The sequence below is a fragment of the Achromobacter sp. ACRQX genome (assembly GCF_022346505.1).
Lineage (GTDB): Bacteria > Pseudomonadota > Gammaproteobacteria > Burkholderiales > Burkholderiaceae_B > Achromobacter > Achromobacter animicus.
The window spans coordinates 25,699-38,224 of record NZ_JAKRML010000004.1; the positions used below are offsets into that span (position 1 = coordinate 25,699).

Consider the following 12,526-nt stretch of genomic DNA (forward strand, 5'->3'; position numbering starts at 1 on the left):
TTACAGCAAGCTGAACGTTTGTCAGACTTCGGGCCACAGGAGTTCCGGGAAGCAGCCGTCGGGGTCGAACTGGGTTTTGACGCGGCCGTCCAGGCGGACGGTTGCCAATCCCGGGGCAGCCGGTTCAGGCCGGGACGCGGTCGCGGCGCCGGTCCGGACATCGTCGCCGGGCGGCACGTCAACCAGCACCGCGCCCTGCAGCCACGCCAGCGTGCCGCCGTGTCCCAGCAGCAATTGCGCCAGGTTGACGGTGGCCGGCGTGACGGGCTTGAGCGCGTCCAGCCGGTAGCGGCCCAGCCAGTGATACCCATCGTTGGTCGCGAACGCATCGCCGCCGGACGCAAGCTGGAACAGCGCGGGCACCAGGCGCTGCACGGTCGCCGACCGCAGCGGCTGCACGTCGGTTTCGCCGAAAGCGCCCAGCGTTTCCTCGACGCCATCGGCCAGCAGGACGTCCGCCGCCACGAGGCCCGAGGCCGCGCAATGGCCCGCCGGCCAGGACGCCGGCGCCGCCACCCACTGGGCCAGCGTCATGTCGCCCGGCAGCCCTGCGAACTGCCGCAGCCCCGCGCTGGCCAACGCCGCCACGGTCACGCCGGGCTGCGCGTGCCACCGTGGTGCATCCCCGTCCAACCGGGTCAATGCGGTCAGCAAGACGGGATCCACCCGCAGGCGCGGTCGGGCCGAGGGCGCGAAGGGTCCCGCCGCCCCTTCCAATTCCAGCGTCACGTGGTACTCGGCGCAGAGCTTGCGCGCCTGGACGACGTCGGCCCCGGACGCCGGCGTGAGCATGGCGCAGGTGCCGTCCGCCCCACCCTCGCCCAGGTCGCGGACCTTGCCGCGGCACACCAGCGCCAGGCGTTGCACGAAGGCCGCCCACGGCGTCTGGACGGGTCGCCGGCCCATGAGAAAGGCGCGCCGGGATGGCTGCATGACTACAATTCCTTTTTTGCTAGATGACGCTTTCGAGATTCCGATGCCCCGCCTTGCTACCCGCACTCACGATTTCCTGACGTTCCAGGTGATGGAACTGTTCAAGCAGGCGCAGGCGCTGCAGGCGGCCGGAAGGGACATTATCAGCCTGGGCATCGGCGAACCGGACTTTACCGCGCCACCCCAGATGGTGGAAGCGCTGGACCGCGCCGCGCGCGCCGGCCTCAGCGGCTACAGCCCGGGCGCGGGCATCGCCCCGCTGCGCGAGGCCATCGCGCAGTTCTACCGCGACCAGTTCGGCGCCGCCATCGACCCGCGCCGCGTCATTGTGACCGCGGGCGCCTCTGGCGCCCTGACGCTGGCCTGCGCGGCGCTGGTGAATACCGGCGGCGAGGTGCTGATGCCCGATCCGTCGTATCCGGCGAACAGCAATTTCGTGTTGGCCGCGGGCGGCGTGCCGCGCCTGATTCCCAGCACGGCGGCAAAACGCTTCCAGCTGTCCGCCGACGACGTCGCGCGTCACTGGACACCCGCCACGCAGGGCGTGATGGTGGCCTCGCCCAGCAATCCCACCGGCACGTCGATCGCCCACGGCGAGCTGGCCGAGCTGCTGGCGCAGGTGCGCGCCCGCGACGGCTTTGCCATCGTCGACGAAATCTATCTGGGGCTGTCCTATGACGGCCAGCCGCGCTCGGCGCTGACGCTGGATGACGACGTCATTGTCATCAACAGCTTCTCCAAGTACTTCCACATGACGGGCTGGCGCCTGGGCTGGATGATCGTGCCCGACGACATGGTCGCGCCGGTAGAAAAGATTGCCTCCAGCCTGGCGATCTGCGCGCCCACGTTGGCCCAGCACGCGGCGCTGGCCTGCTTCACCCCCGCCGCACTGAAGACCTTCGAAAACCGCCGCGAAGCCTTTAAGCAGCGCCGCGATTACCTGCTGCCGGAATTCGAGCGCCTGGGCATCGACGTGCCGGTCAAGCCGGACGGCGCCTTCTATATTTATGCCGACATCAGCAGCCTGGGCATGGACAGCGCCGCGTTCTCGCAGCGCCTGTTGCTGGAAGCCGGCGTGGCCGCCGTGCCGGGCCTGGACTTCGGACCGGCGCACGCGGCGCACACCATGCGGTTTTCGTACGCCACCGGCCTGGACCGCCTGGAAGAAGCGGTCGCGCGGATGGGCGTGCTGTTGCAGCGCTGACCCTGCTGTGCCGTCCCCATGAAAAAGGCGCGTCCTTGCGGGACGCGCCTTTTTTTCAGAACGGACAGCGCGGATCAGTCGCGCGCCAGTGCGATGCCCGACGCCAGCGCCAAGCGCCGGCGTTCCGCCTGCACCTTGGCGCCGTAGCCGTTGTCGTCCGGGCCCGTGGCCCCCACGTAACACGCCAGCCCGCCGTCGATCGAACCGCGGCGGTTGATGCAGTCGCGCAGGATCGTGGCGCCGACGCCGATGTTGGCGGCCGGGTCCAGCGGATTCTTGCCGACCGCGTCAAACTTGTCCTGATGCACGCTGGTCATGACCTGCATCAGGCCCTGTGCGCCCACATGGCTTTCGGCCAGCGGGTTGTAACGCGATTCGATGGCGATCACGGCCAGGACCAGCAAGGGGTCCAACTGCTTTTCGCGGCTGACCTTGTACACGGTGTTCAGCAGCGGACCGGTCGCGTCATACGCAACCTTGTACTTGCGCGAGATATAGTTGCGCAGTGCTTCGGCCTGCGGTCCCGTGGCCGCCGACGCGGTCTTTTTGGGCGCGGGCGGCGCGACACGAGCCGGCCCCAGCATGCCGGTGGCGTTGCTGGCGGGTGCGGTGGGTACGGCCATGGCAATTGCCGACGAGGTGTCGGCACCCAGTTCGGAGCCGGCTTCGGACTCGGAGCTGGCCTGCATGGATGAAGGCGCGAGGGCGGTCAACAAGGCTTTGTGCACTTGCAATGCCTGGTCGCGCAAACCAGGCAGGGCGAATCCCATGCTTACCGTCACAATGACCGCGATGCCCAGGTAGACAGAGCAAATGCGCAGGGATTCGGCAAGATATTGGTGCACTCCTTGGGCCATGTTCCTGAACAGGCTGGCCACTGACGCATCGGGCATAAAACCTCCTGCGTAAAAAAGAGGGAGTCAATGTTAACCTCTCTTTGAATCCGAAATGTAACCAAATCGCTGGGATCTGTAGTGAAATACCGCGACCTTAGAGACTTCATCGCCCAACTTGAACGAATGGGCGAACTCAAACGCATTGCTGCGCCGGTCTCGACGCAGCTTGAAATGACGGAGATTTCCGACCGCGTGCTGCGGGCCGAAGGCCCCGCCCTGCTGTTCGAAAACGCCCGCCACAACGGCCAGCCCGCGCAGATGCCGGTGCTGGCCAATCTGTTCGGCACGCCTGCCCGCGTGGCGCGCGGCATGGGCGCCGACAACGTCAGCGCGCTGCGCGACATCGGCGAACTGCTGGCCTCGCTGCGCGAACCCGAGGCGCCCAAGGGCCTGCGCGATGCGCTGGCCAAGGTGTCGATGCTGAAATCGGCGCTGTGGGACATGAGCCCCAAGAACGTCAAAAGCCCCGCCTGCCAGGAAATCGTCTGGGAAGGCAAGGACGTGGACCTGAACCGGCTGCCCATCCAGACCTGCTGGCCGGGCGACGTGGCGCCGCTGCTGACGTGGGGCCTGGTCATTACGCGCGGTCCCAACGCCAAGCGCCAGAACCTGGGCATTTACCGCCAGCAGTTGCTGGGCCCGAACAAGCTCATCATGCGGTGGCTGTCGCACCGCGGCGGCGCGCTGGATTTCCGCGACCACGCGATCGCCAACCCCGGCACGCCCTTCCCGATTGCGGTGGCGCTGGGCGCCGACCCGGCCACCACGCTGGGCGCCGTCACGCCGGTGCCGGACAGCCTGTCCGAATACCAGTTTGCGGGGCTGCTGCGCGGTTCGCGCACCGAAGTCGCGCAGGCGCTGGGCAGCAACCTGTCCGTACCCGCGTGGGCCGAAATCGTGCTGGAAGGCCATCTGCTTCCGTCCTCGGACCCGCGCGCCATCAAGCCCGTGGTGCCCGAAGGCGTCAATCCGCCGCCCGACACCGGCTACGAAATGGCGCTGGAAGGTCCGTACGGCGACCACACCGGCTACTACAACGAGCAGGACTGGTTCCCGGTCTTCACCGTCGAGCGCATCACGATGCGCCGCAATCCCATCTATCACTCCACCTACACCGGCAAGCCGCCCGACGAGCCCGCCGTGCTGGGCGTGGCGCTGAACGAAGTCTTCGTGCCGCTGCTGCGCCGCCAGCTTCCGGAAATCGTGGATTTCTACCTGCCGCCCGAAGGCTGCAGCTACCGGCTGGCCGTGGTGTCGATCCGCAAGCAGTACGCGGGCCACGCCAAGCGCGTCATGTTCGGGCTGTGGAGCATCCTGCGCCAGTTCATGTACACCAAGTTCATCGTGGTCGTGGACGAGGACATCAATCCGCGCGACTGGAAGGAAGTGGTCTGGGCGATGACCACCCGCATGGATCCGGTGCGCGACACGTTGCTGGTGGAGAACACGCCGATCGACTACCTGGACTTCGCGTCGCCCGTGTCCGGCCTAGGCGGCAAGATGGGCCTGGACGCCACCAACAAGTGGCCGGGCGAGACGAATCGTGAATGGGGCACCCCCATCACGATGGACGCGGATGTCAAGAAGCGCGTGGACGATATGTGGGGGCAGTTGGGACTGTAGACGCGCCACTGCCTGCGCATAAAAAAACCCCGCCGCCTGGCCGGGCCCGCATTGCTGGACGAAAGTCTGGCGGTGCGGGGCCGGTTGAGCGGCGGGGTTTTTATCTGGCAGCCGGCGTCAGTCGCGTTCCCGGTCGTCGTCCTGGCGCGCGCCGCGCCAGGCCTTCAAGAGCTGCCAGCCCACGAAGGCGCCGCCGGCCAGCTTCAACAGCTTGCCGCGCTTGCCGCCACGCATGAACATGGCGGACAGCGACGAACTGATGATGGGATAACGCCGCGCCATCGTGATGGCCTGCAACGCCCAGCGGGACGCGCCGCCAGACGCCAGGCCCGGCAGCATGCCGCGGATGAGCGCGCTGGGCTCGAGCCTGCGCCCGGCCGACACGATGTTCTGTGCCAGCGACTCGCGCTCGATGGCGGCGCGGGCGCGCAGCAATTCGATGCGCACGGCGCGGTCGACGGTCGGAGATCTTTTCGACATGGCTTAGAACTCCTCGCGCCGGCGCACCGGCGTCTCGTCGTCGGCATGCATGTCGCGCACCCGGTCCAGCAGTTCCGCATCCCGGCCCAGCTCTTCGAGCGTGGCCGAAAACGGCGTCTGTCCGTACACGAGTCCGTGGCGCACCACCAGCAACAGCACCACGCCGGCCACCCCATAGAACGCCGCCAGCAGCCCGAGGGCCAGATAGCGGTCTTCCGTGGGCCAGAACGCCACGGCGATGGTGATGGTGGCCACCAGCACCGCCAGCGTCAGAAATAGCAGGGCCGCAAACGCGAGGCCCAGCAGCTTGAGCAGGCGCGCCTTTTCGTCCGCGGCTTCCAGAGCCAGCAGCTCCAGCCGCGTGCGCATCAGCCCGACCAGGCTGGAGGCAACACCGAAAACAGTTTTTCTTAGACCCATGGCTGAATGAACGCCGGGCGGCAGGCAACGGCATGAAGCCGTGCCTGCCGCCCGGACGTCCTGCCCTGTCAGCGGCGGCTGATCAGCAAGCCGAGCAGCAGGCCGGTCACGCCTGCGACCCCGATGGCTTGCCAGGGATTGTCGTGCACGTAATCATCCGTCGCACGGGCAGCCTTGCGGCCACGTTCGAGGACGGCGTCTTGCGCTTCGTACAGGGCCTCGCGCGTGCGCCGCAGCGAGGTCATGGCGCGGTCGCGCAGTTCGTTGGCCTTGTCGCCGGTGCTGCTGGCGGCTTCGCGCAGCAGGCTTTCGGCGTCGTTCAGGCTGGTCTTGACACTGTCCATGAGTTTTTCTTTTGCGACGTCTTCGGATTTTCTCGTTGCCATTTTCTGAGCTCCTGTTGTGTGTCCATGACGGAAACGATGATACCAGCGGCCATGCGGGCGGAAACGCCCGCTTGCTACCGGGTGCTACTTGATCTGCGTAATCTCAACGGCGGATTTCACGCCGCCCTGATCGATGTCCTGCTTCATCACCAGATTCACGGCCGGGCAATACCAATCGGTGACCGTCGTGTTCATGCCGGGAATGGGAATGGTCAGGCCCTGAAACGTGGCCATCGTGGGATCCGAATTGCGCGTGTAGGTGATCGGGTGGCACGACTGCTTGCCCAGCGCGGTGTCCATCGAGGTCTTCTGACCAACCGATTTTTCACCGATGCGCACCGTGGTGCTGGGCTGGCCGCCCACCGGCGCTTCCTTGCCGATCTTCAGGCGGAACGACGAGCCGGGCAGCTTCTGGCCCGCCGCCAGCTTGCCGTCGTAGGCGAAGAGACCCAGCATGCGCAGGTCGAACTGGCCTTCGGAAGGCTTGGGCGCTTCGCCCGCGCTGGCGTAGCGCAGGAAGGTGGCTTGGCCGCCCTTGACGGTCATCAGGTAGTCGAGCTTGGACTTGCCGGGCGGCAGGCCCGCGTAGCTGAATCGGGCAACGCCCTGCACGCGCGCGCGGCAGTTGTCGCCATTGCTTTTTGTAACTTCGGCGAAGGTCAGATCCGCGCCCAGCGCCAGATTGCCCGAGCCGGTCAGTTGGACGGCGCCGCCGTCGTGCATGAACTTCGCGTCACACACGCCGGCCTGCGCCGTAGCGGCCGCGCCCAACGCGCCGGCCGCAAAAACCAGGGATGCCATTTTTCGCATCGTCGTCACAAGCCACTCCAGAAATCCGAAAGCGCCGTCCCGCCTTTGGGACAGCTGGCTTGATACTACACCGGTTGCCGTGCCCGGCGTATGTCCGAACGTGTCGTCACGCCAGCACCGGCGCCGCGGGCGCGCGCGCCATCAGCGCCTGGATCTCCGGCACGCACGAACCGCAGCCGGTGCCGCAACCCAGCGTGTCCTTCAGCCCCGCCAGATCGCAGCCGCCTTCGATGCCTTTCAGGATGGCCGCTTCGCTGACGCCATTGCAGACGCAGAGGGTGCGCGAACGCACCGCGCCCGCAACGCGTCCCATCAGCAGCGCCGCGATGCTGGCGGGCGCCTCGCCCCCCGCAGCCCACGCCAGCAGCGGCTCCTGCGCGCGCAGGTCGCCCGTCAGCAGAAAGGCACGCAGCGTGCCTTGGCCGGCGCTGACCCGGCGCAAATAGCCGCGCGCCGGATCGTCGTACGCCACATCGGGACGCCGCAGGTCCAGCGTGTCTGCCAACTCGTGCAGCACGTCGGCTTCCGGCGCAACGCGGCTGGCGAGCCGCAACCGGACGCCGCCCGCGCCCACCGGCAGGACGACGGCATAGTCGAAGCGGCGCAGCCAGGGCGCCAGCCGGGTGCGCAGCGCCGCCGCATCGCCCTGCCGCCACGCCGCCGCCTGCCACGCAAGGCCCGCCGGCTCGGCGCGCACGGCGCTGAATTTGAGCTCGGGCTGGCGCGATATCGGATCGGCTGCCGGATTGGTCAGCGCGTTCACGCCCAAGCCGGCCATGAACGCGCTACCCCAGTGCATCGGCACGAAGGCCTGGCCGGGAAGCAGCGACGCGTCCGCCTGCACCGGCAGCACCAGCGCGCCGCGCCGCGACTGCAGCCGGGCCAGTGACCCGGGCTCCAGATCCAGGCGGCGCATGTCCTCCGGATGCAGCGATACCCATGGCTCCTCGACATGCTGCGTCAGCACGCGAGCCAGCGAGGTGCGCGCCATCGTGTGCCAGTGATCGCGCAAGCGGCCCGTCGTCAGTTGCAGCGGAAAGTCGCCGGAAACGGTTTCGGCGGTCGGCCGCCATGCGACGTCGCAGAACCGGGCGCGGCCGCTGGTGGTGGGAAACACGCCGTCGGCGTACAGGCGCGCGGTGCCCTGCCCCGCCCGGTACGGCCATTGCTGCGGTCCGTGCTGCGCCAGCACGGCGTAATCCACCGTGCTGTAGTCCAGGTCCCGGCCGGCGGTCATGCGGGCGTGCTCGGCAAAGACCTCGCTTTCGTCGCGATAGGCAAACAGCGCCGCCTTGGCCGGCGCGATGCGCGCCGCGAGCCGCTGCGCAACTGCCTGGGCCAATCGCCAGTCGGGCTGCGCGTCGCCGGGCGGCGCGATGGCGGCGCGGACCCGGCTGATGCGCCGCTCGGAGTTGGTCACCGTGCCGGATTTCTCGGGCCAGGTCGCCGCCGGCAGCACCAGGTCGGCATGGGCCAGCGTCTCGGTGCCGGCGAATGCCTCCTGCACGATGACGAACTCCGCGCGGGCCAACGCGGCCCGCACGCGCGCCTGATCCGGCAGCGACTGCGCGGGATTGGTGGCCGCGATCCACAACACCTTGATGCGCCCGTCCAGCACCGCGTCGAACATGTCGAGCGCCGTGGCGCCTGGCGCGTCGGGCAGGCGCTTCACCCCCCACAGCCGCGCGACCTCGGCGCGGTCCGTGGCCGACGCGGGATCGCGGTGGCCCGGCAGCAGGGTCGCCATGCCGCCCGCTTCGCGCCCGCCCATGGCGTTGGGCTGACCCGTCAGCGAAAACGGCCCCGCGCCGGGACGCCCGATCTGGCCGGTGGCCAGATGCAGGTGAATCAGCGCCGCATTCTTGTCAGTGCCCGCCACCGACTGGTTCAAGCCCATCGTGTACAGCGACAGCGCCGCCGGCGCCTGGCCGAACCAGCGCGCCGCCTGGACGATGTCCTGCGCCGGCACGCCGCAGAGGCGCTGCGCCGCCTCGGGCGTCACCGTCTGCACGCGCCCCCGTAGCGTCTCGAAGCCCTCGGTATGGCGCGCGATGTAGTCCTCGTCGACCAGCCCCTCGCGCAGCATCACATGCAGCATGGCGTTGAACAGCGCCACGTCGGACCCTGGCGCGATCGGCAGATGCAGGTCGGCAAACGCGGCCGTGTCGGTGCGGCGCGGGTCGATCACGATCACCTTCATGTGCGGCCGGCTGGTCCGCGCGGCTTCCAGCCGGCGAAACAGCACGGGGTGCGCGTAGGCCATGTTGGACCCGGCGATCAGCACGGTGTCGGCCAGTTCCAGGTCTTCGTAGCAGGCGGGCGGCGCGTCCGCGCCCAGCGTGCGCTTGTAGCCCGACACCGCGCTCGACATGCACAGGCGCGAATTGGTGTCGATGTTGTTCGTGCCTGCCAGCGCCCGCGCCAGCTTGTTGAAGACGGCATAGTCTTCGGTCAGCAACTGTCCGGACAGATAAAAGCCCACCGCATCCGGGCCGTGCCGGGTAATCGCGTCGGCCAGCCGGTCCGCGGCGATGTCCAGCGCCTGCGCCAGCGCGACATCCTCAAGGGGCTGATCGCGCGCCGAACGCCATTGCGCCGACAACACGCGCGCGTCATCGCGCCGCACGGTGTCGGCAAGCGCCAGACCTTTGCTGCACAAGCGGCCGCGATTGGCCGGATGCGACTCGTCGCCGCGCACCCCAACGACCGCACCATCGCGCACCTGCACGCGCACCCCGCAGCCGGTGCCGCAATAACAGCAGACCGACGCCACGTCTCGCACCGCTTCGTTGACGATTTCAATCCGTCGCGCCATCGGCATGTCCATGTCCTACTCCGCCCCCGCTTCGCCCAGCATGAGCCGGTCGCGCAGCGCGCCGATGCCGACGCCTTCGCGGATCAGCCGCATGTACCAGGCGCTGTCCGCCGTGTCGCCGTAGAGGCAGGCGCCGACCAGGCGGTCGTCGCGAATAACCAGTTTCTTGTAGACGCCGCCCGGCATGTCGGCCAGCGTGATCGTCTCGGTCTGCGCGCCGCCCGCGAAGTTGCCCGCGGAGAAAAGGTCGATGCCGGTCACCTTGAGTTTCGTCGACGTGACGCTGCCCTCGTAACGGCCGATGCCGTGCAGCGCAAGATGATTGGCCGCGACCTTGGCCTGCTCGAACAGCGGCGCGACCAGTCCGTAGGCCGTGCCACGGTGGCTGACGCATTCCCCCACTGCATAGATGCGCGGGTCGAACGTCTGCAAGGTGTCGCTCACCACCACCCCCCGATCCACATGCAGTCCGCAGCGTTGGGCCAGTTCGGTGTTGGGCCGCACCCCGGCGGCCATCACCACCAGATCCGCCGGGACTTCCGTGCCGTCGGCAAAGCGCACCGCGCGCACGCGCCCGTCCGTGCCGCCCAGGATCGACTCGGTCTGGTGCTGGAGCAAAAACGTCAGCCCCCGCGCTTCCAGGTTTTTGCGCAGCAGCGCGGCCGCCTCGCCGTCCAGTTGGCGGTCCAGCAGCGCCGCGCCCAGGTGCACCACCGACACGGTCATGCCGCGCGCCGCCAGGCCGTTGGCGGCCTCCAGGCCCAGCAATCCGCCGCCGATCACCACCGCGTGGCGGTAGCGCGTGGCGGCGTCGATCATGTGATTGACGTCGCCGATGTCGCGAAATGCCACCACGCCGTCCAGATCATGACCCGGCACCGGCAGGATGAAAGGCGTGGACCCGGTTGCCAGCAGCAGCCTGTCGTAAGGCGTACGAGAACCGTCGTCGGCCTGCACCACGCGCCGCGCGCGATCGATATCCGTCACCGTGCGGCCGCGCAGCAGCTGGATGCCGTGGCGTGCATACCAGTCCTCGTCGTTCAGCACGATGTCCTGCAGCGTGCGTTCGCCGGTCAGCACGGGCGACAGCAGGATCCGGTTGTAGTTGGTGTGAGGCTCGGCGCCGAACACCGTGATGTCGTAGAGATCCGGCGCGAGCTTGAGCAGCTCCTCCACGGTGCGAATGCCGGCCATCCCGTTGCCGACCACGACCAGCTTCTGCCTGGCTTGCATGACAGACCCCCTACGCGGCGGCGCGTGCCGTCGCCGCTGCTTCTTCCAACGGCGCGGGCACAACCGACAGGACCGCATTCGCCGGCGCCGCGGCCTGCGAACGTTCGGGATTACCATGCCGGCGATGCAGAAAGTCCACCACGCCCGCGCGGCACGCGAGATACGCCGGATCGTTGGCCAGCCGCACGCGGTCGCGCGGGCGGGACAGCGGCACCGGCAGGATCTCCCCGATGGTCGCGGCCGGCCCGTTGGTCAGCATCACGATGCGGTCCGACAGCAGCACGGCTTCGTCCACGTCGTGGGTGACCATGATCGTGGTCGTGCGCGTCTTGGCCACGATCTTGAGCAACTCGTCCTGCAGATGCGCGCGGGTCAGCGCGTCCAGTGCGCCAAACGGTTCGTCCATCAGCAGCACGCCCGGCTCGATCGCCAGTGCGCGCGCGATGCCCACACGCTGCTTCATGCCCCCGGAGATCTCGCGCGGCAGCTTGTTCTGCGCGGGCAGCAAGCCCACCAGATCCAGCGCGGCGCGCGTGCGCTCGGCCAGCTGGGCGCGCTTTTCCGTGGCGCCGAATACCCGCTCGACTGCCAGGTGCACGTTCTGGAAACACGTCAGCCACGGCAGCAACGAATGGTTCTGGAACACCACCGCGCGGTCGGGCCCCGGGCCGGTGATCTCGCGTTCGGCGCACAGCAGCACGCCGTTGGTCGGCCGGGTCAGCCCGGCGATCAGGTTGAGCAAGGTCGACTTGCCGCAGCCGGAGTGGCCGATCAGCGTGATGAACTCGCCCTGCTCGACCGTCAGGTCGATATCGCGCAGCGCCACGAAGGCGCCCTTGCGGGTGTCGAAGGTCTGGCCCACGCGTTCGATGCGTACGAATTTCTTCATGGCGCTATTCCTCGGTATAGGTGAAACGGCGGGCCAGCGCGACCAGCAGGGTTTCCAGCAGCAGCCCCACGATGCCGATCACGAAAATGGCGATGACGATGTGCTCGACCTTCAGGTTGTTCCATTCGTCCCACAGCCAGAATCCGATGCCCGTGCCCCCCGTCAGCATCTCGGCGGCCACGATCACCAGCCAGGCGGTGCCGATCGACAGCCGCACGCCGGTCAGCATGTAGGGCAGTACCGCAGGCAGCAGCACCTTGGTCGTCACCTTCCACTCGGACAGGTTCAACACGCGCGCCACGTTCAGGTAGTCCTGCGGCACGCGCGAGACGCCCACGGCGGTGTTGATGATCATCGGCCAGATCGAACAGATGAAAATCGCCCAGATCGCGGCGGGGTTGGCCGCCTTGAACAGCAGCAACCCCAGCGGCAGCCACGCCAGCGGCGACACCGGCCGCAACAGGCTGACGATCGGCGAGAACATGGCGCGCACGGCGGCGTAACGGCCGATCGCAAAGCCCACGGGAATGCCGACCAGCGCCGCCAAGCCAAAGCCGATCGCCACGCGTTCCAGCGAAGCCAGCAGGTTCCAGCCGATGCCCTTGTCGTTGGGGCCGTTGTCGTAGAACGGGTCCGAGAAAAGCTCGACGGCCGCATGCCACGTGACGCCCGGCGTCGGGATCTCCGGTATGCGCATCGCCACCACCTGCCAGACCAGCACGAAGAGTGCAAAGCCGGCGACCGGCCCCACGACCGCCTTCAGCGCGGATTCCAGGCGTTCCCGCCACAACGCGGCGAATGCGTCGCCGCGGGTTGTCATCGTTACGGTAGACATTT

At 68.0% G+C, this 12,526-nt stretch carries 11 protein-coding genes and 1 pseudogene; 2 read left to right on the top strand and 10 right to left on the bottom strand.

Annotation, left to right across the window (positions count from 1 at the left end; genetic code table 11):
* Window positions 1–21: 21 nt before the first annotated feature.
* A complete protein-coding gene (locus tag MHZ91_RS05425; protein ID WP_239212828.1) occupies window positions 22–933 on the bottom strand; it encodes an FAD-binding protein in 912 nt (303 codons plus the stop codon).
* A gap of 43 nt (window positions 934–976) precedes the next feature.
* Here MHZ91_RS05425 and MHZ91_RS05430 point away from each other — a divergent pair, with 43 nt between their 5' ends.
* Window positions 977–2,137 (top strand): pyridoxal phosphate-dependent aminotransferase, encoded by a 1,161-nt coding sequence (locus MHZ91_RS05430; protein ID WP_239212829.1) that lies wholly within the window; start codon window positions 977–979, stop codon window positions 2,135–2,137.
* 74 nt (window positions 2,138–2,211) lie between these two features.
* On the opposite strand, the gene MHZ91_RS05435 is transcribed toward MHZ91_RS05430, so the two are convergent.
* Window positions 2,212–3,030, bottom strand: a complete 819-nt coding sequence (locus MHZ91_RS05435) for a lytic transglycosylase domain-containing protein (RefSeq protein WP_175124550.1) — start codon at window positions 3,028–3,030, stop codon at window positions 2,212–2,214.
* Between the two features lie 81 nt (window positions 3,031–3,111).
* Here MHZ91_RS05435 and ubiD point away from each other — a divergent pair, with 81 nt between their 5' ends.
* Complete coding sequence (gene ubiD, locus MHZ91_RS05440; protein ID WP_175124549.1) at window positions 3,112–4,656, top strand: 4-hydroxy-3-polyprenylbenzoate decarboxylase; 1,545 nt, start codon at window positions 3,112–3,114, stop codon at window positions 4,654–4,656.
* A gap of 117 nt (window positions 4,657–4,773) precedes the next feature.
* On the opposite strand, the gene MHZ91_RS05445 is transcribed toward ubiD, so the two are convergent.
* The 8 genes and pseudogenes from MHZ91_RS05445 to ntrB form a co-directional block, all read right to left on the bottom strand.
* Entirely contained in the window at window positions 4,774–5,136 is a 363-nt protein-coding gene (locus tag MHZ91_RS05445; RefSeq protein WP_175124548.1) for a hypothetical protein, read from the bottom strand.
* Between the two features lie 3 nt (window positions 5,137–5,139).
* Entirely contained in the window at window positions 5,140–5,556 is a 417-nt protein-coding gene (locus MHZ91_RS05450; protein ID WP_175124547.1) for a phage holin family protein, read from the bottom strand.
* A gap of 68 nt (window positions 5,557–5,624) precedes the next feature.
* Window positions 5,625–5,942, bottom strand: a complete 318-nt coding sequence (locus MHZ91_RS05455; RefSeq protein WP_105240220.1) for a YqjD family protein — start codon at window positions 5,940–5,942, stop codon at window positions 5,625–5,627.
* An 84-nt stretch (window positions 5,943–6,026) separates the two neighbouring features.
* Window positions 6,027–6,752: a hypothetical protein gene (locus MHZ91_RS05460; protein WP_370633016.1), complete on the bottom strand. Its 726-nt coding sequence runs from the start codon at window positions 6,750–6,752 to the stop codon at window positions 6,027–6,029.
* A gap of 106 nt (window positions 6,753–6,858) precedes the next feature.
* A complete protein-coding gene (locus tag MHZ91_RS05465) occupies window positions 6,859–9,579 on the bottom strand; it encodes a nitrate reductase (RefSeq protein ID WP_239212830.1) in 2,721 nt (906 codons plus the stop codon).
* 18 nt (window positions 9,580–9,597) lie between these two features.
* A pseudogene (locus MHZ91_RS05470) lies at window positions 9,598–10,800 on the bottom strand (NAD(P)/FAD-dependent oxidoreductase); the annotation flags it as partial.
* A gap of 10 nt (window positions 10,801–10,810) precedes the next feature.
* The gene (locus MHZ91_RS05475) at window positions 10,811–11,689 is read right to left on the bottom strand and encodes an ABC transporter ATP-binding protein (RefSeq protein WP_239212832.1); all 879 of its coding nucleotides are present in this window, start codon (window positions 11,687–11,689) and stop codon (window positions 10,811–10,813) included.
* A gap of 4 nt (window positions 11,690–11,693) precedes the next feature.
* On the bottom strand, window positions 11,694–12,524 hold the full coding sequence (gene ntrB / locus MHZ91_RS05480) for a nitrate ABC transporter permease (protein WP_175124542.1): 831 nt from the start codon (window positions 12,522–12,524) through the stop codon (window positions 11,694–11,696).
* Window positions 12,525–12,526 lie beyond the last annotated feature (2 nt).